This window comes from Sporosarcina ureae (genome assembly GCF_029267015.1).
Lineage (GTDB): Bacteria > Bacillota > Bacilli > Bacillales_A > Planococcaceae > Sporosarcina > Sporosarcina ureae_D.
The window spans coordinates 34,868-56,590 of record NZ_JARIEA010000051.1 but is presented as its reverse complement, the minus strand read 5'-3'; the positions used below and the strand labels follow the sequence as shown (position 1 = coordinate 56,590).

The 21,723-nt window shown below is 40.2% G+C and carries 21 protein-coding genes; all 21 read right to left on the bottom strand.

Annotation, left to right across the window (positions count from 1 at the left end):
* Window positions 1-51 precede the first annotated feature (51 nt).
* The 21 genes from Q7P97_RS08480 to rnhB all read right to left on the bottom strand — a co-directional run bounded on the left by Q7P97_RS08480 (window position 52) and on the right by rnhB (window position 21,721).
* Window positions 52-663, bottom strand: a complete 612-nt coding sequence (locus Q7P97_RS08480) for a MotE family protein (RefSeq protein WP_303968774.1) — start codon at window positions 661-663, stop codon at window positions 52-54.
* Between the two features lies 1 nt (window position 664).
* Complete coding sequence (gene fliJ / locus Q7P97_RS08475) at window positions 665-1,117, bottom strand: flagellar export protein FliJ (RefSeq protein ID WP_303968773.1); 453 nt, start codon at window positions 1,115-1,117, stop codon at window positions 665-667.
* Window positions 1,114-2,454 carry a flagellar protein export ATPase FliI gene (fliI, locus tag Q7P97_RS08470; protein WP_303968772.1) on the bottom strand — a complete coding sequence of 447 codons (1,341 nt, stop codon included), beginning with the start codon at window positions 2,452-2,454 and terminating at the stop codon, window positions 1,114-1,116. The genes fliJ and fliI overlap by 4 nt, the downstream gene beginning before the upstream one ends.
* Entirely contained in the window at window positions 2,451-3,224 is a 774-nt protein-coding gene (gene fliH, locus Q7P97_RS08465; RefSeq protein ID WP_158232724.1) for a flagellar assembly protein FliH, read from the bottom strand. The genes fliI and fliH overlap by 4 nt, the downstream gene beginning before the upstream one ends.
* The gene (gene fliG / locus Q7P97_RS08460) at window positions 3,217-4,230 is read right to left on the bottom strand and encodes a flagellar motor switch protein FliG (RefSeq protein WP_085428638.1); all 1,014 of its coding nucleotides are present in this window, start codon (window positions 4,228-4,230) and stop codon (window positions 3,217-3,219) included. The genes fliH and fliG overlap by 8 nt, the downstream gene beginning before the upstream one ends.
* 14 nt (window positions 4,231-4,244) lie before the next feature.
* Window positions 4,245-5,846, bottom strand: a complete 1,602-nt coding sequence (gene fliF / locus Q7P97_RS08455) for a flagellar basal-body MS-ring/collar protein FliF (RefSeq protein WP_303968771.1) — start codon at window positions 5,844-5,846, stop codon at window positions 4,245-4,247.
* A 61-nt stretch (window positions 5,847-5,907) separates the two neighbouring features.
* Window positions 5,908-6,216, bottom strand: a complete 309-nt coding sequence (gene fliE, locus Q7P97_RS08450) for a flagellar hook-basal body complex protein FliE (RefSeq protein ID WP_303968770.1) — start codon at window positions 6,214-6,216, stop codon at window positions 5,908-5,910.
* A 30-nt stretch (window positions 6,217-6,246) separates the two neighbouring features.
* Window positions 6,247-6,708: a flagellar basal body rod protein FlgC gene (gene flgC, locus Q7P97_RS08445; protein WP_303968769.1), complete on the bottom strand. Its 462-nt coding sequence runs from the start codon at window positions 6,706-6,708 to the stop codon at window positions 6,247-6,249.
* 2 nt (window positions 6,709-6,710) lie between these two features.
* A complete protein-coding gene (gene flgB, locus Q7P97_RS08440) occupies window positions 6,711-7,100 on the bottom strand; it encodes a flagellar basal body rod protein FlgB (protein ID WP_303968768.1) in 390 nt (129 codons plus the stop codon).
* Between the two features lie 518 nt (window positions 7,101-7,618).
* The gene (gene codY, locus Q7P97_RS08435; protein WP_099692667.1) at window positions 7,619-8,395 is read right to left on the bottom strand and encodes a GTP-sensing pleiotropic transcriptional regulator CodY; all 777 of its coding nucleotides are present in this window, start codon (window positions 8,393-8,395) and stop codon (window positions 7,619-7,621) included.
* 86 nt (window positions 8,396-8,481) lie between these two features.
* The gene (hslU, locus tag Q7P97_RS08430; protein ID WP_303968767.1) at window positions 8,482-9,870 is read right to left on the bottom strand and encodes an ATP-dependent protease ATPase subunit HslU; all 1,389 of its coding nucleotides are present in this window, start codon (window positions 9,868-9,870) and stop codon (window positions 8,482-8,484) included.
* A gap of 3 nt (window positions 9,871-9,873) precedes the next feature.
* The gene (gene hslV, locus Q7P97_RS08425; protein ID WP_303968777.1) at window positions 9,874-10,413 is read right to left on the bottom strand and encodes an ATP-dependent protease subunit HslV; all 540 of its coding nucleotides are present in this window, start codon (window positions 10,411-10,413) and stop codon (window positions 9,874-9,876) included.
* An 8-nt stretch (window positions 10,414-10,421) separates the two neighbouring features.
* A complete protein-coding gene (gene xerC / locus Q7P97_RS08420) occupies window positions 10,422-11,321 on the bottom strand; it encodes a tyrosine recombinase XerC (RefSeq protein ID WP_303968766.1) in 900 nt (299 codons plus the stop codon).
* A 383-nt stretch (window positions 11,322-11,704) separates the two neighbouring features.
* Window positions 11,705-13,018 carry an FADH(2)-oxidizing methylenetetrahydrofolate--tRNA-(uracil(54)-C(5))-methyltransferase TrmFO gene (gene trmFO / locus Q7P97_RS08415; protein WP_303968765.1) on the bottom strand — a complete coding sequence of 438 codons (1,314 nt, stop codon included), beginning with the start codon at window positions 13,016-13,018 and terminating at the stop codon, window positions 11,705-11,707.
* A gap of 44 nt (window positions 13,019-13,062) precedes the next feature.
* Window positions 13,063-15,141 (bottom strand): type I DNA topoisomerase, encoded by a 2,079-nt coding sequence (gene topA, locus Q7P97_RS08410; RefSeq protein ID WP_303968764.1) that lies wholly within the window; start codon window positions 15,139-15,141, stop codon window positions 13,063-13,065.
* A 125-nt stretch (window positions 15,142-15,266) separates the two neighbouring features.
* Window positions 15,267-16,145: a DNA-processing protein DprA gene (gene dprA / locus Q7P97_RS08405; RefSeq protein WP_303968763.1), complete on the bottom strand. Its 879-nt coding sequence runs from the start codon at window positions 16,143-16,145 to the stop codon at window positions 15,267-15,269.
* Window positions 16,146-16,219: 74 nt separating this feature from the next.
* Window positions 16,220-17,122 (bottom strand): succinate--CoA ligase subunit alpha, encoded by a 903-nt coding sequence (gene sucD, locus Q7P97_RS08400; RefSeq protein WP_085428627.1) that lies wholly within the window; start codon window positions 17,120-17,122, stop codon window positions 16,220-16,222.
* An 18-nt stretch (window positions 17,123-17,140) separates the two neighbouring features.
* Window positions 17,141-18,301 carry an ADP-forming succinate--CoA ligase subunit beta gene (sucC, locus tag Q7P97_RS08395; protein ID WP_085428626.1) on the bottom strand — a complete coding sequence of 387 codons (1,161 nt, stop codon included), beginning with the start codon at window positions 18,299-18,301 and terminating at the stop codon, window positions 17,141-17,143.
* Between the two features lie 134 nt (window positions 18,302-18,435).
* A complete protein-coding gene (locus Q7P97_RS08390; RefSeq protein ID WP_303968762.1) occupies window positions 18,436-18,723 on the bottom strand; it encodes an EscU/YscU/HrcU family type III secretion system export apparatus switch protein in 288 nt (95 codons plus the stop codon).
* Window positions 18,720-20,951: a TP0910 N-terminal domain-containing protein gene (locus Q7P97_RS08385; RefSeq protein ID WP_303968761.1), complete on the bottom strand. Its 2,232-nt coding sequence runs from the start codon at window positions 20,949-20,951 to the stop codon at window positions 18,720-18,722. Before Q7P97_RS08385 ends, Q7P97_RS08390 begins: the two co-directional genes overlap by 4 nt.
* Window positions 20,948-21,721: a ribonuclease HII gene (gene rnhB / locus Q7P97_RS08380; RefSeq protein WP_303968760.1), complete on the bottom strand. Its 774-nt coding sequence runs from the start codon at window positions 21,719-21,721 to the stop codon at window positions 20,948-20,950. The genes Q7P97_RS08385 and rnhB overlap by 4 nt, the downstream gene beginning before the upstream one ends.
* Window positions 21,722-21,723 lie beyond the last annotated feature (2 nt).

Genomic DNA, 21,723 nt, shown 5'->3' with positions numbered 1-21,723 from the left:
CCCATTAATAGTCCTAAGTTCACTTTTTCACCTCCCTCAATTACTATTATACTACTTTGTAAGCATAGAAGTATATTTAGCGGCCTCTTCAGGGGACATTTTCTCTAGTATAGCAGCTAGTGTAGCGGGCTTTAGACTAGATAATATCTGAATGGCTTCTGCATCACCCATTTTGGTAATGACAGGAGCTGATGATTTGGCCGACATTTGCTCATATGTCGTAACAATTTCTTTGAAATCACGTTTGGATTCACTTTGTTCTAGTTTTAGCTTCTCGATCTCTTCATTCAGTTTTTCTTTTTCGATTACAAGTGTTTCATTAGAGTCTTTCACTTGAGTAAGCTCGTCTTGCACTTCAAATAATTGCGCTTCTTTTTCTTGAATTTCTGCTTGTAGAGAAATTACACGTTCTTCTAATATTAGATCTCCTTCGACTTTTTCATCAGGTACTTTTTGTTCCAAAAACGGGACTTTTGCTGTCCATTCTTTCGCCTGATCGAAAACGTTGACATCTGCTACTTTAGCTATTATTAAGACAACAGCCGTTGTGAACATGAGAGGAATGATGATCCATGCGAGTAAAATCTGAAAAAAGCCAATCGACTTTTTTTCTGATACTTCGACAGAGTCTTTAACCTCTTTTTTCTTTTTCGTTTTAGCCACTTTACCACCCGTCTTCTTTTGAACGAAACTTCATCGTCGATAGTTCGTCAATTCGATTTGCTTCCACATGTTCCATCTCGGCATCATGTTGTTCTTTACCGATTTCCTTCATCTTCTCAAACTTCTTTACTTCTATGTTCTTTTCCAACAGCTGCGTTTCATACCAATTCATTTTTGAACGGGATTTCATTACTTCTTGTTGAATGTGATCTATCGTTACATCAAGTGTAGTAATAAAACGAGAATAGTGGTGCAAGTCATCAATGGAAAAACCTGTAGTCATACGTTGTTGCTGTTCTTCCAAGATATTTTCTTTCTTTTTCATCTGGTCATACAACTGCGTGGCCACTTTTTCGAACTCTTCAATCGCTTCTTTATAAGCCATTTCCGTTTCATCACGCTCTTGTTCACGTAAATCTAAAACTTTATCAAAACGATAATGGAAAGAAGTCATTTACGCTCTCCTCCTCCAGAAGCTAACGCAACCATTTCATTTACCGTGTCTTCTAATTGGATATTCTCATTAAACTTTTGCTTTAGAAAATTGGTAATGATCGGCTCGTATTCAATCGCTTCATCGATTTCTCGTGACGTTCCTTTTTTATATGCACCTATATTGATTAAATCCTCTGATTTGTCATAGGCATAATACAATTCACGTAATTTCGCTGCTGCTTTCAGGTGTTCTGGATCCGCAATATGATTCATTAGACGACTGACACTTTTCAACACATTGATTGCAGGATATTGGCCTTTATTAGCTAGCATACGATCTAACACTATGTGACCGTCAAGAATTCCTCGCACAGCATCTGCAATCGGCTCATTCATATCATCACCGTCAACTAACACAGTATAAAAAGCGGTGATAGCACCTTTTTCATTCGTTCCACTGCGTTCTAATAGTTTGGGTAGAATAGCGAAAACAGAAGGAGTGTAACCCCTTGTTGCTGGTGGTTCACCGACTGCTAGACCAATTTCACGCTGCGCCATGGCTACACGGGTAACTGAGTCCATCATCAGCATGACGTTCAGCCCTTTGTCGCGGAAGTACTCCGCAATCGCTGTAGCTGTCATCGCACCTTTTATTCGCATTAGCGCTGGTTGATCGGAAGTGGCAGCTACGACAATTGTTTTCTTTAATCCCTCTGGCCCAAGATCACGATCGATAAACTCCCGAACTTCGCGACCACGTTCCCCAATCAGTGCGATCACATTGATGTCGGCCTCCGTATTACGTGCGATCATCCCAAGCAATGTACTTTTACCCACACCCGAACCAGCGAATATCCCGACACGCTGACCACTTCCCACCGTCAGCATACCATCGATTGCCTTTACGCCTACAGCCAACTTGTCATTAATAGTAGGACGTGTCAAAACGTTCGGAGGGCTGTTTTCCGTTCGTACTGTTGCCAGACCTTTAGGTAGGGGACTATTATCAATCGGTTTACCTAAAGAATCTAGAACTTGTCCTAGCAGATTCATTCCTACTTTTACTTCAAGTGGTTTACCTAACGTTTCCACTAAACAACCACTTGAAATATTACGAATATCCGTATAAGGCATCAGCATGACAATTTCTTCTCTAAATCCTACAACTTCGGCTTGAATTAAGGAACGTCCTTCTTCTGGGACGTTCAAGTGAATAAAGCATACATCACCTATCGATGACTCGGGACCTTCGGATTCTATTAGCAATCCTACTACACGAATAACGCGCCCAAACTTCTTTAACGTATTGATATTCGGAATGATTGGAATGAGATCTTCAGCTTTTTTCAAATTCACACACCATCTTCCATTATTTTCACCAATTGTTCTTTCAGTTCATTCAGTTGATCATCTACACTCACTACGATGCGACCATGGTTCGTTTCGATAAAACAATCTGTTGCATTGAAATCTTCATTGACAAAAATAAGGAACGGGGTTTCGGGTGGAAAAATCGAAGCGAGTTCCGACCGATGTGTCGTGACCATTTTAAACTGTTCAGTCGGTACGAATAATTTAATTTCTTTACTCTCCTGCGCTTCTTTAATGCCTTTTCGGACAATGGATAAATACGCCTCATCATCTTCTTCTATCACTCTATTAATAATTCGTTCGGCTGAGTGCATACCAATATCCAAAATGACGCGTTCTTGATTGATTAAATATTGGGTTGCGTTCTCGTAAGATAAAGTAGTAGTTTCGTTTGCAGCCTCTATCATTTCACGCATTTCAGCCATTGCTTTATTACGACCATCTTCATACCCCGCCTGAAAGCCTTCATCATAGGCTTGTTGCTGTAATTCTTCTTTTTCACTAGCCCAAGCTGCATGCATCGATTCAACATCTGCAGCCGCTTGATCTAATCGTTGTTTTATTTCGGTATCTACTATGCTTTTACGTTGCTCCATCTCCTGCAACAAGCGATTGCGTTCCATGAATACTTTACCCATACTTACCGGCTCTACTGTCTCTTCAACCGGTTGTGAAGGTTGCAAGTTACGGATTAAAATTTCTTTTGTAGGGCTTTGATTCATTACCGTACGCTCGGATCGAAACAGATTAGACAATGATGTCATCTCCTCCACCACGCGCTATAATGATTTCTCCTGCATCTTCAAGTCTACGGATGATTCCGACGATACGGGATTGCGCTTCTTCTACATCACGAAGTCGTACCGGCCCCATAACATCCATTTCTTCCTTGAATGACTCTGCCATACGCTGTGACATATTCTTGAATAATATATCTTTTACTTCTTCGCTTGATACTTTCATTGCTAAAATCAAATCTTCATTTTCACAATCACGAATAACACGCTGAATTGAACGGTTATCCAATGTGATGATATCTTCAAAGACAAACATTCTCTTGCGAATTTCTTCTGCAAGTTCAGGATCTTGAATTTCAAGCGCATCGAGAATCGTTTTTTCTGTCGAACGGTCTACACCATTCAATACTTCCACGACTGCGTCTACGCCACCCGTTTCGGTAAAGTCCTGCGTAACAGTAGAAGATAATTTTCGTTCCAGGACTGCTTCAATCTCACTGATTACTTCCGGTGAAGTAGATTCCATTGTAGCAATGCGTTTTGCTATATCTGCTTGCATTTCTTGGGGGAGTTGTGACAGGATCAATCCTGCCTGCTCCGCTTCCAAATAAGATAAAATCAACGCAATGGTCTGTGGGTGTTCATTTTGTATAAAGTTTAGTATTTGTGATGGTTCTGCACGTCTGGCGAAATCAAACGGTCGCACTTGAAGTGAAGAGGTTAGCCGGTTAATGATAGCTTGGGCATGGTCTTTTCCGAGTGCTTTTTCAAGAACTGTCTTGGCATAGCCAATACCGCCTTGAGAAATATAATCCTGCGCAAGAGCGATATTATGAAATTCTTCAATAATTTCTTCTTTTACAGAGGATTCGACTTTTTTCACACCTGAAATCTCTAACGTCAGTTGCTCGATCTCTTCTTCATTCAAATGCTTATAGACTGAAGCCGAAACTTCTGGTCCTAGAGAGATGAGCAATAGGGCAGCTTTTTGTTTACCTGACATGACTTTGTCTTTCTTAACCAACTAAAACCCCTCCGTTACTCCTTGGCAATCCATGTTCGCAATAATTTCGCGAATTCTTCCGGTTTATCTTTGGCCATTTTTTCTAGTTGTTTTCTTCTTGCGGTCGCCTCTGTTTCTGTTTCCAAGTTGATGTCATCAACTTGCACGGAATCTAATTGGGCCTGAGCTTGTTCCATTGCGAGCTCCTCTTCCATTGCCGCTTCATTACGTCTCTTGCGCAAGAACAGCACCACAAGGACAATTACGGCTAGCAGTAATACACCGCCAATTAAATACGCCCACCAAGGAATCATTGTCTTCGGATCTTCAAACGCAACATTCTTGCCTTTAAGTGGTTGAACGGAAACCGCGATTTTTTCGGCCAGTATTTCATCCGTTAATTCCCCAGCTGCTTCTTTATCCAAAGATGTACGTACAATAGTCTCTAAAATACGTTCGACATCTTGTCTAACTTCTGGAGCTAATGAAGTTGGATCATCTGCAGTTGGAGGTTCGATCATAACTTGAATACCAATATTGCTGATTTTGTACGGGCTCTCTACTATATCTTTTTTTATTCTGTTCACTTCATTATTAATTGTTTCTTCAAGACGTTCGTAATCTCCATCTCCGCCTTCACCTTCTACATAGGTAGTACGGTTATCCGTAGGGTCTTCTCCTTCAGGTGTTCCACCTACTGCCGGATTCGTACCCGAGAAAGATTCCGTGATACGTTGCACACTGAGAGCAATACCTTCCATGTTTTCGGGATCTACTGGCGTAACCAAGTTTTCTTCACGTTGTTCTTTTTTAAAGTCAATATCTGTCGTGACTGATACAACTACTTTGTCTTGTCCCATCAATGTACCGAGCATCATTTGAACCTGTCGTTGCAAGTCGCGTTCAATGGTCTTTTTCACGCCCATTTGATCCGTCACACTAGCTCCATAAGAGTCTCCTGAATCTTTTAGATCAAAGTACTCAAAGTATTGGTTCTGTATGACGATATTATCATTAGATAGGTTAGGTAAGCTTTTCGAAACTAGATTATAAAGTGAAGTGATTTGTTGTTCCGAAAAATTTTGTCCCGGATTCGTCTTCAACATGATCGCTGCACTAGCTTCTGATGTAGTATCGTTTACGAAGATCCCTTCTGTCGGTAAAGTAAGCATAACTTTTGCGTCCTTAATACCTTCTATACCCTTTATTAGATTAGCTAATTCTGTTTGCATCGCAGCAAGCTTAATCATATTGAATTCATTATCTGTAGTACCAAACCCTGCGTTATCCGAGAAGAATGAATAATCGATCAGTCCAGAATCTGGGAAACCTTCTGCCGCAAGTGAAACACGCAAGTTATCCAGTTGCTTTTCAGGCACAGATATCGCTGTACCGCCAGGCTCTACAAGATAAGGAACGCCCTGACCGTCTAGCACTTCTTTTATGCGACCGATTTCAGATGGTGATACTTCTGAATAAAGTGTTACATACGTAGTACGTGACAAAGCCACTGTTAAAAAAACCGCCAGCGCGATTACACTGGCCGCCGTCACAATATATATGATTTTTTGATTTTTTGTTCGACTTTCCCAGAAGGCTTTAAGATCTGCTCTGAGTTTTGTCAATCTTTCTTTCATTCTAATCCCCCGGTCAGCCTCACTAGGCACGATTCCACTTCTACCCAGTGCTTTCTATCTGTTAGACAGGCATTCTAATGATTTCTTGGTATGCTTCTACGACTTTATTACGCATTTCTACTGTTGCATTTAATGCGATACTCGCTTTTTGTGCCGAAATCATTACATTATGTAAATCGACATCTTCACCTTTAACAAGTTTAGCTGTCATAGTATCTGAGACTTTTTGTGTTTGATCCACTTGATGAATTGCATCATTTAACATTGATGAGAAATTCTGTTGAGCCTCGAAAGGTGTCTTTTGTACTTTCATGTCAGATTGTTGAATCGACATAGCAGGCATTGCACCTGTAATAGATTGAATCGCCATCTAGTTCACTCCTAATAAATTACTAGTATATTATCTTCCGATCTCCAACGCTTTCATCAGCATCGATTTGTTTGCATTCAACGCCGTTACGTTCGCTTCATACGATCGAGTGGCAGACATTAAATCAATCATTTCGCGTAAAGGATCAATATTTGGCATTTCAACATACCCTTCATCATTAGCATCTGGATGTGATGGGTCGAATACCAATTTAAATGGAGTTTCTCGATCTTCTTTGACACGTGTTACTGCCACACCATTTCCTGCATTGCCATGCGAATGAACTCCTTTAGCTACTTGTAGGAATGAGGAGAATTGACTTTCCTTCGGTTGTAACGTAACTGTTTTCCTTCTGTATGGTTGCCATTCGCCATCTACTTGTTTCGCCCTAGTTGAATCGATATTCGCCATATTGGATGAGATAACATCCATCCGTAACCGTTGAGCTGTTAATGCAGAAGTCGACGAATTTAGACTATGAAATATACTCATGATCAACGACCTCCTTTAATAACACTCTGTAATGAATTGAATTTGCCGTTTAATCGTTCAATCAAAGCAGAGTTGTATATTTGATTAGCTGCTAAATCCGCTTGTTCTTTGTCCATATCTACACCATTACGATCTTGTCGATAACGCAAAGCAGATACATCGAATATTTTACTCGATGCTGAGTGGGTAAAGTCTATATGTTTTGAGTCAGTTTTATAAGCTTCAAGACCTTTACTTTTTTCACTGGAAAATACTTCTTTAAAATTCGCATTCTTCGTTTTATAGTTCGACGTGTCTACATTCGCTATATTTTGCGAAATTGCCTTACCTTTCGCAGATGAATAGTCCAAACCTTTTTCAAGCAGGTTGATGGTACCACCATAAATCTCCATCGTCTCCCACCCTTCCCTCATTTAGTTCAATTTTCATGGTTTTTACTAGAGTTTTATTGAGTAATGTTATTCTTCACTAATAACTTTGTAGAAAAAGGTTATTTTTTATGATACTACTACTCTATTGTAGCGGAGATTAATGATTTTTGTCCAATCATTTCTAAAACAATTTATAGTATAAAGTAACCATTTTACTGAATTCAGAATAATGAACACAAATCAACTCGTTATTTTATATCATATAAATCAGTATTTCGATATACACATTCGGTCTGTTAATGAGTTAATTACATTATTTTGTCATATAGGCTAATATAATGTCGAAATATTGTTTTCAACGGAAAAAATTCTTTATTATCTCTGATTTTTAAATAATGACCTATCACTTTTTACTAGCATAGTACTTCCATACCAGAAATAATAACACATAATTATTTCTAAAATAAAAAAACTGAAGTAAAGTCCGTAGTTACGGATCTTACTTCAGTTCTTAGATATTTTTTTAGCGACAATATTTTTTAAGAATTATGCTTTTCAAGTTCTTCAAGGAATTTATCATTCAATACTTTAATATACGTACCTTTCATTCCTAAAGAACGTGATTCAATAACGCCAGCACTTTCTAATTTACGAAGCGCATTTACGATGACTGAACGCGTAATTCCAACTCGATCTGCAATTTTAGAAGCTACAAGTAGCCCTTCGTTACCGTCTAATTCTTTGAAGATGTGCTCGATTGCTTCGTGCTCACTGTAAGACAATGAGTTGATCGCCATTTGTACGACCGCTTTACTGCGTGCTTCATGTTCAATCTCTTCAGATTTCTCACGTAAGATTTCCATACCAACTACTGTCGCGCCGTATTCAGCAAGAATTAGATCATCTTCTGTGAATCCTTCTTTTAGTCTGGCAAGAATCAAAGTACCCAAGCGCTCGCCGCCACCAATAATCGGTACGATCGTAGTTAAACCATCTTGAAATAGTTCTTTGTTTTCGATAGGGAACACTGTATGTTCACTCTCGATATCAATGTTTGGAGATGTCTCATTAATCTGGAACAAGCGAGTCGTATACTCCTCAGGGAATTTACGATCTTCAAACATTTTCTTCATACGATCATTGTCGATTTGGTGATGAATTTCTAAACCAAGCAACTTACCTCTTCTACTTACGATGAACGCGTTACAATCAATTACGTCACTTAGCTCTTCCGCCATCTCTTTAAAGTTAACAGGACCGCCTGCACCTTTTTGTAACATTGCATTAATTTTTCTTGTTTTAACTAATAAACTCATTTCTATTGTTCCTCCTCAAGGATTTCTTCTGACTTTAATGAATATTCTAAAGGTTTTCAATCGTTAAATAAACTATTACGACTTCCTTATAGAATAAAATGTGACAAATCTTTGTTCTTTACAATTCCATCCAGCTTTTCGTCCACATAGGCTGGTGTAATCTTAATAGATGCAGGACCGATTTCTGCCGCTTCGAATGATAAATCTTCTAGCAACTTCTCCAAAATCGTATGCAATCTTCTAGCACCAATATTTTCTGTTTCATTATTTACCTCGTATGCAATTTCAGCCAGCTTGCTGATTGCTTCGTCTGTAAATTCAATTTCAACTTCTTCTGTCGCAAGAAGGCGTTCATATTGTTTTAATAAAGAAAAATCCGGTTCTCGCAGTATGCGCTCAAAATCATCTTTTGTCAATTTGTCTAATTCTACACGAATCGGGAATCTACCTTGAAGCTCCGGAATGATATCAGAGGGCTTCGACATATGGAATGCTCCAGCAGCAATGAACAAAATATAATCTGTCTTGACAGCCCCATATTTTGTTGTGACTGTAGAGCCTTCGACGATTGGCAAAATATCACGTTGTACACCTTCGCGAGACACTTCACCAGAAGACTTCTGGTTGCTACTTGCGATTTTATCCATTTCATCAAGGAAAATAATTCCCGCTTGTTCTGTTAATTCAATTCCCTTGCGTGCCACTTCATCTTGATCAATTAACTTATCCGCTTCTTCTGCTTCCAATACGATTCTCGCGTCTTTTACTTTCATGCGACGCTGAACTTTCTTCTTCGGCATGAGTGACGATAAAGCGTCTTGCATGCCTGACATTTGATCCATACCCGACCCTTGCAACGCATCAAATAAAGAAGGTTGTTGCGCTTGCACTTCTACTGTCACCATTTTTTCTTCTATTTGACCATTCGCTAGCTGATCTGCAATATCTGAACGCTTTCGTCTAATCTCAGATTGATCTTCTGTTTGCACTGGTTCAGGTTGTGTCTTTTGACCAAAAAACATTTCAAACGGATTTTGACCTTCTGTATTCTTTTTTGCTTCAGGAACAAGTAATTTCACTAAACGTTCTTCCGCCAGCTTTTGAGACTGTGTTTTAACTGCTTCGCGCATATCTTCTTTAACCATACGCACGCCCACTTCAGTTAAATCACGTATCATAGACTCAACATCTCGCCCTACATAGCCTACTTCCGTAAACTTTGTCGCTTCCACTTTTACGAAGGGTGCATGAATTAACTTTGCAATTCTTCGAGCGATTTCTGTTTTCCCGACACCTGTAGGCCCAATCATCAAAATGTTTTTGGGTATGACTTCTTCCTGTTCTTCAGGTGTTAATTGCATACGGCGGTATCGATTGCGCATAGCAACTGCCACTGCCTTCTTTGCTTTTTCCTGCCCAATAATAAAACGGTTTAAATACGCCGTGAGCGCTTTAGGAGTCATTTCTTGCTTCATTAGTTAAAGCACCTCCACGATAATATTATGATTAGTAAATACGCAAATGTCGGCTGCTGTTTCAAGTGAAATCTTTGCAATTTCTTCTGCTGTCAATTCACTGCTATGTTTTTTCAATGCACGTCCAGCAGCTAGAGCATAATTACCACCCGATCCGATTGCCAATACCCCGTCATCCGGTTCTATTACTTCGCCAGTACCTGAGACAAGCAATAATGTATTTTCATCCATAACAAGTAACAATGCCTCAAGTTTACGTAGTATACGATCCCCACGCCATTCTTTCGCTAGTTCAACAGAAGCTCTTTGAAGATTGCCATCGTATTCATTAAGTTTAGCTTCAAACAAATCAAATAACGTAAATGCATCTGCCACAGAACCAGCAAAACCAGCTAAGACTTTACCATTAAACAATCTGCGAACTTTCTTTGCTGTATGTTTCATGACGACTGATTCACCCATCGTCACTTGCCCATCTCCTGACATAGCACATTGCCCGTCATGATGAATAGCAAATATCGTTGTTGCATGAAATTTCATTATAGTTCCTCCTAAGCACGAGGGTGCGTTTGTAAATAAGTCTGGCGTAAGTGTTCATTTGTGATATGGGTATAGACCTGAGTTGACGACAGATGACTGTGCCCTAGTAGTTCCTGTACTGTCCGAAGATCAGCACCAGCACTGAGCAAGTGTGTCGCAAACGTATGACGGATCATATGTGGTGAAATATTGGTATGCAATGATGCCTTCTTCATCAAGTCATCTAGTACATAGCGTACCCCACGATCTGTTAATGGATCCCCACGTAGATTAACAAATAACTTCGCATGTTTCTTTTGCTTCATTAATCGTGGACGACTACTGTCTATATAGTTCTGCAGTGCTTCGCCTGCAAAACTCCCGAACGGCACAAAACGTTCTTTTCGTCCTTTACCCATTACTTTCACAATTCCTAAATAATGATCCACATCTTGCACTTCGATTTCCACCAATTCACCTACACGGATACCGGTTGCATAAAGCATCTCAAGTAGAGCGCGATCCCGTAATGACCGAAAATCTTCACCCATCGTGGCATCAAATAATTTCTCCAACTCTTGTTGATAGAAAAAAGCAGGAAGACGTTCTTCTTGCTTCGGATGATACAATAATCGAAATGCCTGATCTTCAATTCCATATCGGGCATTGATGAATTTAAAAAAAGATCGGATAGCTGATATTTTTCTAGAGATACTCGTTCTAACGTACGAACGATCATATAAACGGGTAACATACAATCTAGCTACAGGGTAATTAACATCATCGAACGTATCGATTTTCTCTTGCTGCAAGAACAATAAAAAATCTTGAAGATCTTTTTCATATTCTGCGACAGTATAAGATGAATAGTTTTTCTCCAGACGAATATAGGATACGTATTCTTTTGCTAGTTGTTCTATTTCAGGAATCATTTTATCACCTCGATACGAATTTATCATCGTACAACGTGCACCTGAAGCTTCGAAAGATTATTGGTTGCAAATAATTGGGAATAGAATATTTAATCTAAATGTTGTCCATAAAACACTATACAATAGCAAGGAAATTTGGGCAACTTTGAAAACTGATTCCTGATCATATCTGAGTTTATGAAGTATTTCCGTCACATAACGGTCAAATTAGTTTAACTTTCAACTATTTATCCATTATATGTACGATCGTTTCTTCCTAACTACAAGACGTTATAACAATGAAGAAGTTGCACCGTTTAAATACAACTCAAAAACTGAAGATAGAACTCCGATTAGATGGAGTCCTATCTTCAGTTTAACTTCAAACATATTAGATGATGTGATCAGTCTATATTTGTTGTTGATTTAAATTCTTGTAATGAATCTAACGCACGTGTCGCATGTTTGTTTGCACGTTCAGCTTTCGTTCTATATCGTCTATTTAGTTCAGGGAACAACCCGAAGTTAATATTAATTGGCTGGAAGTTATTCGGATCAGCTTCCGTGATATAGCGAGCCATGCTACCGAGGGCCGTTTCTCTAGGGAATCGAACAGGCTTTTCGCTCTTCGCCAATTGTGCGGCATTAATACCTGCTATCAAGCCTGAACCTGCTGATTCTACATAACCTTCTACGCCAGTAACTTGACCTGCAAATAGGATCGTTGGTTTTGATTTCAGTTGGTATGTGCAGTTCAATACTCTAGGAGAGTTGATGAATGTATTACGATGCATGACTCCATAACGCACAATATCTACATTTTCCAACCCCGGGATCATCTGTAATAGTTCTTTCTGCGCTCCCCATTTCAGATGTGTCTGAAATCCGACCAAATTATACAACGTTCCCGCTGCATTATCCTGTCGTAACTGAATAACGGCTTTTGGTTCTCTTCCTGTTTTAGGATCTTCAAGACCAACCGGTTTCAATGGACCGAATAACATCGTTTTCACACCGCGCTTCGCCATTTCTTCAATCGGCATACATCCTTCAAAATACAGTTCTTTTTCAAAGTCTTTTAAAGGGGCTACTTCTGCTGAAATTAACGCTTCATAGAAACGTTCGAATTCTTCTGCATTCATAGGGCAATTTAAATATGCCGCTTCGCCTTTATCATAACGTGACTTCAAGTACACTTTATCCATATCGATCGAATCTGCCTCTACAATCGGCGCCGCTGCATCATAGAAATATAAGTAATCTTCACCAGTCAGTTGTCGTATTTCTTCCGCTAACGCCGGAGATGTCAGTGGACCTGATGCAATTACCGTAATGCCTTCCGGTAATTTTGTTACCTCTTCATTGATCACTTCTATGTTCGGATGGTTACGGATCTTTTCAGTGACGTTGTTAGCGAATTCATGACGATCTACTGCAAGCGCGCCGCCAGCAGGTACAGCACAATCATCCGCGGCTTGAATGATCAAAGAATTGAATTGGCGCATCTCCTCTTTGATCACACCGACTGCATTTGTCAGATTGTTGGCACGTAGGGAATTGCTGCATACTAATTCCGCAAATTTATCTGTGTGATGGGCGGGCGTTTGCTTCACTGGGCGCATTTCAAATAGTTTCACCTGAACTCCCCTATTAGCTAATTGCCAAGCAGCCTCGCTACCGGCTAAACCTGCACCGATCACATTTACAGTTTGCGTCATTTCAACTACCTCTTTCTCATTATACTGAATTACTTTGATGTTTTTTAGCTTTGTGGTTCTTCTTTGTAATCACATTCTGTACATTGGATCTGAACACCTTTTTTCAAGCGTTTTTCTACCATTGTATTCTGACATTTTGGACAAGGTCTCGAAATCGGTTTATCCCATGATACATAATCGCATTCAGGATATTGATCACATCCGAAGAAAATTCGTTTCGTCTTACTCTTACGCTCGACAACTTCGCCTTCTTTACACTTCGGACATGTCACGCCAATCGGCTTAATAATGGCTTTTGTATTACGGCAATCTGGGAAATTAGAGCAAGCCATGAATTTTCCATAGCGGCCCATCTTATAAACCATCGGAGAACCACATTTCTCACAATCTTCACCTGCTGGTTCATCCTTGATTTCAATTTTCTCCATTTCAGCATCTGCAACTTCTACGTGTTTTTCGAAATCACGATAGAATTCATCGATTACTGTTCGCCACTCTATTGTGCCTTCTTCTACATGGTCAAGACGCTGTTCCATCTGTCTCGTAAATTCAATATCAATGATATCTGGGAAATATTGATTTACCGCCTGATGAACGATTCCGCCAAGTTCTGTTGGAATAAAGCGTTTAGCATCCAAGGTAACATAGCCACGTTTTTGAATGGTATCAAGTGTCGGTGCATACGTAGAGGGTCTACCTATACCTAGTTCTTCAAGTGTCTTTACTAGGCGAGCTTCCGAATATCTAGGTGGCGGTTGTGTGAAGTGCTGTTTCGGATCCACGTCTGCGTATTTAATACGTTCTCCTTCTTCAAGAGGCGGTAGAATATTTTCTTTTTCTTCTTGTTGATCATCATTGCCTTCGATATAAACTTTCATGAAGCCCGGAAATTTAACTTGAGAACCCGAAGCTCTAAATCGAATATCTCCATTTAAGAAGTCTGCGGTTACAGTATCTAAAACAGCTGGTGCCATTTGACTTGCAACAAGCCGTTCCCAAATGAGTTTATATAATCGATACTGATCTCTTGATAAGAACGCTTTCATCGCATCTGGTGTCCGCATAGCAGAAGTGGGTCGTACAGCTTCGTGCGCGTCCTGCGTCTTTGCTTTAGCTTTCGCCTTTTTGGTATTAGTTGAAATAAACTCTTCCCCGTACATCGTGTGGATGAATGATTTTACTTCTTCTTTTGCTGTATCGGAAATTCTTGTCGAGTCTGTACGCATATACGTAATTAAACCAACTGTACCCTCTTTTTTCCCAATTGCAATTCCTTCATATAATTGTTGCGCGAGCATCATCGTTTTTCTTGCACGGAAGTTCAGCTTTCGGGCTGCTTCTTGCTGAAGCGATGAGGTGGTAAACGGTAAAGCTGGATTGCGTTTACGTTCTTTCTTTACTACTTTCGATACTTCAAATTCATCAGGCTTGATTGAATTCACTATATCTTCTACTTGTTCTTGATTCGTCAGTTTGACCTTCTCAGAAGCATCGCCATAAAATTGCGCTTCAAAAGTTTTATCACCTTTAGTGAACTGGGATGTGATCGACCAGTACTCTTCCGGTTCAAATGCATTGATTTCATTTTCTCGGTCAATGATTAAACGCAATGCAACTGACTGTACTCGTCCCGCGGATAATCCTTTTTTTACTTTCTTCCAAAGGATCGGGCTAATATTATAGCCCACTAATCTGTCTAGGATTCTTCTAGCTTGTTGCGCATCCACTAAATCCATATTAATAGGGCGCGGATGCTTAAATGATTCTTTGATTGCATCTTTTGTGATTTCATTGAAGACTACGCGGCAATCTGATTCGATATCCACACCTAATTGATGCGATAAATGCCAAGCTATTGCTTCCCCTTCGCGATCCGGGTCAGCCGCGAGAAATATTTTTTTCGCTTTCTTTGCTTCTTTTTTTAATTCTTGAAGTATCGGACCTTTTCCACGAATCGTTATATACTTCGGTTCATAATTATTTTCGGTATCTACTCCCATTTGACTGCGGGGTAAATCACGTAAATGACCAAGTGATGCGCTAACTTTATACTTTTTTCCTAAGTAACGTTCAATCGTTTTCGCTTTAGCAGGCGATTCCACTATTACTAAGTAATCTGCCATATCGTTCCCTCCTCAGAGAGATTTCTTTATATTTATTCAGCAAAAGAATATCTGTTGCAAAATGTATAACAGTTTTCATGATAATGCAACCTTTTAAACATTTTACAAAAATAGGATACATCGATTCACTGTAGAGAATCAATAATTTGATAACCACTCCACAATGGCTTGGCTCCTTCATCTAAGAGCCTATTCGGACCTGCAGAAAGAGGAGAATCTATAGCGCCTGGCACTGCAAAAATTTCTTTTCCGTGATCAAGCGCATGCTCGACTGTACTCATCGTTCCGCTTCTTTCGACAGACTCCGTAATGACAAGCGCGCTGGATAATGCACTGATGATCCGATTACGCATAGGGAAGGTCCATTTTGCAGGTGGAAAGTACGGTGGGTATTCAGTTACCAGCAAGTGATTTCTCGCCATTTCTTCAGCTATTTGCTGATTTTTTTTGGGGTACATATGAGAAAACCCATGACCTAGTACACCGATCGTATCCCCGCCATATTCAATCGCTGCTTGATGTGCCATAGTGTCTGCTCCGTCTGCTAGCCCTGACACAATCGGTATGTGATGATCAACAAGTGGCGGAACAATAAACGCTAGCGCTTTCCTAGAGTAGTCAGTAGCTTTGCGAGAGCCGATTATTCCCACACGGGGATGCATTTTCAATAAATCAATATTTCCTTTGCCATATAGCACAGCAGGTGAATCGCATAATTGTTTTAATTCTTCAGGATAATTAGAATGACAATATGGAATAGGAAAGCATCCTATTCCTCTCAATAGTTCCACTATAGGTAGTTCGGATATTTCCTTAAATTTCATAGGAAACTCTTTAGTTTTCGCTACTGGTAAGTTAAAAATATACGACCAGTGAAGCGCAGAATAAGAATGTAAGTTTTCTAATGAAGGATTTTCTTGTAACAACTTAGTGAAACGATTAATTGGTACAGGATGAATATAATGTAAGTTAAGTAAATGACGTTGCTGATTAGTATATAGCATCGAATTCTCCTTTATTCGACACTACAAGCATGAGCACGAAAAAAAGGAGTAGCGATTAAGCTACTCCTTTCAGTTTACTTCGTTTTACATTTCTCGTATAGTCCTTTTTCTTTCAGAACCTTGATTAATGTTTCACCTATGACGGAAGGTGTCTCTGCAACTTGAACATCAGCTTCTTCAAGAGCTTTAATTTTATCAGCGGCTGTACCTTTACCACCGGAAATTATAGCTCCTGCGTGTCCCATGCGCTTACCTTCAGGCGCCGTTTGACCACCGATAAAGCCTACAACAGGCTTCGTCATATTTTCTTTAATCCAAGCGGCTGCTTCTTCTTCTGCAGTACCGCCAATTTCACCGATCATGACTACTGCATATGTCTCTGGATCTTCATTGAATGCTTTCAAGACGTCGATAAAGTTTGTACCATTTACCGGGTCTCCGCCAATTCCGACAGCTGTAGTTTGACCAATTCCTTCTTGTGTTAACTGATGAACCGCTTCATACGTTAGTGTACCTGAACGAGAAACTACGCCCACGTGACCTTTTGTATGAATATAGCCAGGCATAATACCGATTTTTGTCTCGTCTGCAGTGATAACACCTGGACAGTTTGGACCGATCAATCGAGTATTTTTCCCTTCCATATAACGCTTCACTTTAATCATATCAAGTACAGGAATGTGCTCGGTAATACAGATGGTCATTTCAAGTTCAGCATCTACACCTTCCATAATTGCATCCGCTGCAAATGGTGCAGGAACATAAATGATGGAAACTGTTGCGCCTGTTTCTTTAACTGCTTCTTCTACAGTGTCAAATACCGGCACGCCTTCCACCGTCTGACCGCCTTTACCAGGCGTTACGCCAGCGACAATTTTCGTACCATATTCCAACATTTGCTGTGTATGGAACAGGGCAGTGGAACCTGTAATTCCTTGTACAATTACTTTTGTATCTTTATTTACATAAATACTCATGATTTGTACCTGCCTTTCTTATCCTATCAACTCGACGATTTTTTTCGCGCCTTCTGCCATGGAATCTGCAGCAACAATATTGATGCCGGATTCTTTCAGCAAGGCTTTCCCGCGTTCTACATTCGTTCCTTCAAGACGTACAACAAGTGGCACTTGAAGTCCTACTTCTTTAGCAGCTTCAATTACACCTTCAGCAATTACGTCACATTTCATGATTCCGCCAAAGATATTAACAAAAATACCTTTTACTTTTGGATCTGATAAAATAATTTTGAAAGCAGCCGCTACTTTTTCTTTCTTTGCGCCGCCCCCAACATCCAAGAAGTTAGCGGGTTCTCCGCCGTAGAAATGGATCGTATCCATTGTAGCCATAGCTAAACCGGCTCCATTTACCATGCAACCGATATTTCCATCTAAAGAAATATAGCTTAAGTCATGCTTGGATGCTTCGATTTCTTTCGGATCCTCTTCATCATAGTCACGTAATTCCATAATGTCTTTATGACGGAATGTAGCATTATCGTCAAAGTTGAATTTCGCGTCCAATGCAAGTACACGATCATCTTTCGTTACGACAAGTGGATTAATTTCAACGATTGATGCATCTTTTTCGCTGAATACTTTATATAAACCTAAGAAGAAACTTACTGCTTTATTGATTAGATTACTTGGGATTTCCATATTGAAAGCCATACGACGTGCTTGGAAAGGAACCAACCCGACTACCGGATCGATCACTTCGTAGAAAATCTTCTCAGGGCTATTTTCTGCCACTTCTTCAATTTCTACGCCACCCTCTGCAGATCCCATCAATGTTACACGATCCGTTGCCCGGTCTACGACAAGGCCAATATAAAATTCTTTTTCGATATCGATTCCTTCTTCAACAAGAAGACGTTTGACTTCTTGTCCTTTAGGACCTGTTTGGTGTGTTACGAGTTGCGTACCGATTAAATCAGCAGCTACCGCACGCACTTCATCAAGACTTTTCACGATCTTGACTCCGCCTGCTTTACCGCGTCCACCCGCATGTATTTGCGCTTTTACCACAATAGGCTCTGTACCGATTTCTTTCGCTATTGTCATCGCTTCTTTTGGCGAAAATGCGACACGGCCCTTCGAAACAGCCACTCCGTAATCTCTTAATAGCTGCTTCCCTTGATATTCATGGATGTTCATACGTACTGCCTCCATTCGATTTACAATTGCTTGAAGCTCAACTACTGTTTTATTGTAATCAAATCGTCACACATTGTCCAAGAATCACTATTGTAAAACTAAATTCTATAATTTCCAATAATTCAAATGGACTCTTATTGTTTACCGCTTTTCTCACGATCTAAACGATATATATAAGCAAACACTTCGGAAACCGCCTGATATAATTCTTCAGGAATTGTTTCGTTAACATTTAATTGACCAAGTAACTCCAGTAGACTTGGATCTTCTTGTACAGGAATGTCATGCGCTAGTGCACGTTCAAGAATATTCTCTGCGATTTTTCCTTTTCCTTTAGCCAGTACTTTCGGCGCGTCCGAAACTTCAGGGTCGTAGGAAAGCGCAATAGCTTCTTTTCGTGTAAATCGCTGTTCTTCTTTCATATTCTGAAATCCACTCCTCCTTCATCCAAATGGAAGGGGTTAGTTGGCTTTTGAGCAATTTGTTGCTGTTCATTGAAGGGCTTAAAAGTAACACCAGATAGTTTATAACCCGCTCCTTCAAGACCTTCTTTTAACAAACTTTGGAAAGTTGAACCGATTGTTTTTAACGAAGGTAATTCGTTAAATATCGTCAAGTTAACCACTTTGTTTTGCACATGCATATCAACTAACGTAGTCGACAATGACTCCAATTCCAAATAAAACAATATTCGGGCGAATGCAGGATCAATTTTGCCATCTTCTTTCATACGACCATTCCATTGCAGAGTGGCATCGATTTTTTTGCCGAACATTTCAAGTGGTACTTGCATAATTAGTTGTTGTTGTAAGCCTGTATCTCCCGATTGGAGTACTGTGCCATTCATACGCAACACCATGGTCTCTGCTGCATCACGGAGTGGCGGTGATAAAGAAGGATCTTGTAGCATGGCCAGTAATTGCGGTTTTAATGTACTTGCTAAATTAGCTAAGTCAGGTTCTTTACCACCAAGCACTGCTTCATAATTCATACCTAATGTACTCAATACATGTTGCAGTGCTTCTTTCATGATAGGTCCGTTCATCGTTTGCGATACGCGTACTTCAGCTGCCTGAATCATTTGTTTCACTTGAGCATTTTCCGACTTTTCAGCGGACTGCATTAATGCACGAATGGCTTCATCAACTTTTTCAACGGGCACTATAAGCGATGGGATGGATTGTTGTACTTCCTTTGTGGCAGCTTGTTGCTGGAGAGGCACAGCAGTTGTTTCTTGTTTGCTGGCTTGTTGTACCACTGTCTGGCTAAGCTGTTCGACTAATGTTGATTTAGCCCCCTCTGTCATAGGTTGTTGCGCAAATTGATTCAAGACATTCTGCAATGCGGTTTTCATCGATTCTGGCATCACTGGACTAGAATGCAATTGTTGCATTACATTCTGCACAATCGCTTTGACCGCTTGGTGATCTGCAGCAGGCGTTTGGCTTAATTGTCCGATAGCTGCTTGTACAGATTGTACGGTAGCGGGGGCATTTGTAGCTTGTTGCGCTACGTTATTTAATGCTGCAGGTGGAGTGGTTACTGATGTGTTAGCTTGAGTAAATACTTTATTAAATTGCTCTACGATAGCTGCTTTAGAACTATCTGTCATCGGTTGTTGTGTTAACTGATTAATCACAGTCTGCAAGGCATTTTTCACAGGTTCAGGAAGTGCGGTAGTAGTTAATTGCTGCGTGATATTTTGTACAAGAGCTTTTACTGTTTGTTGATTTGATATAGGTGTTTGGCTCAACTGATTCAGTAGGGACTGTATCGTTTTACTCGTTTCCAATTGATTTGTCATGGGTCTTGCTGAGTTGGGAGATTGTACACTCGCTTTCGTTACTAATTCAGCCAACACTTGCGGTAAATTAGCCAATGAAGTTTTCGCTGGCAGTAAGTCGGCATTTTTTAATAGTTGTAACGCAGCAAATCGATCTGTTTTCCCCGCTTGTGGATCCAGCAACTGAGCTAAACTTTGATTAAGCAGTTCTTTTCCTACCGTTTGATTAAGAGGAGATGATAAAGCTTGCATCGTCGTTAAAAGCTCCTGCCGCATCGCTAGAGGCAGATTAGGTTCACTTTGGATAGCTGCAAGCAAAGTCGTGAGTTGTTGCCCAATCGTGCCTGTCTGCGTTTGTAGTAGCGATTGAAACACAGCGGGTGTGAAAGGCAGTCGCCCTTCAGCAATTTTCCCAAGCGTCGCGAGTGCGTTTGCTTTCATTTCAGTAGGTACAGATTTTAGAAGATTGACGGCTTCAAGCATATTCTCTTTCGTCATAGGAATTTTTTGCTTGATGATCGTAGCAAGAATATCTTTCATTTCTTGTGTTTTAGGTAAATTTAACGATTCCATTAATTGCGTCAGTTGAGCAGATTGACCTTCTCCACCGCGCATCGGGCCCGAAATAACCTGTAATTGTAATTCAGGTTCTGTACCGTTAACCTTGAAGTAATAATTGTCTCCTGCTTGCATAGGCACTTCCAGCTTTGCATACAACTGATGATTTCCTACTTGTACTTGTGCCATTTGACCAGGAAATAATTGTGTGATCTTTCCGTGTATCATTTGTCCTTCTTTCAGAGAAAGCGGTTGAGTTTCCGCAGCCGTAGCTCTTGCAGGTGAGGCGGACAAAGAGTTTAAATTCATTGTCGATCCCTCCACATTGTTTTGATTGGCTCAAATGTTTTACGATGATGTTCGCAATACCCATGTGTTTCAAGCCCTTGTAAATGTTTTGCTGTTCCATATCCCGCATTTTCATTAAATGCATACCAGGGAAACTCTTCGTGTAATTCATTCATCAGGGCATCACGGGTTGTTTTAGCTAATATAGAAGCGGCTGCGATAGTTAAGCTTTTTTCGTCTCCTTTGATGACGGAGTAACACGGACACGGGGTGTGTAAATTCATTGCATCAGCCACTACTGCATGAGGAGCTATCTCTAGTTGACTTACAGCTGTCTCCATTGATTGTTTTGTCGCTTGATAAATATTCAAATCATCTATCGCTTTTGCCGATTGAACGTGTATGGAGTATGCTACAGCCTGTTCTTTAATTAGCTGAGCGAATTCCTGTCGTTTCTCTTTAGAAATCTTCTTCGAATCATCTACTCCAATGAGAGCAGAACAATCTTCCGGTAGAATAACAGCTGCCGTTACTACCGGCCCTGCTAGAGGTCCCCTTCCCGCTTCATCAATTCCTGCCAATAACAAGACTTGTGTGGATTTATACGCATCATCAAAGTCTTTTTTCTTTTGAAATTCTTGAATGAGTGCCTGCTTTTTATTATATCGAGCGCGCCATTGAATAATCGCTTGCTGGACACCTTTTCTAGTGTCGTTTTCTAGCTCTGTAAGCCACTCATTCGGTTCTTGTAATTCTACCAATTGATCTTTTATTTGCTGTATCGTTGTCATTT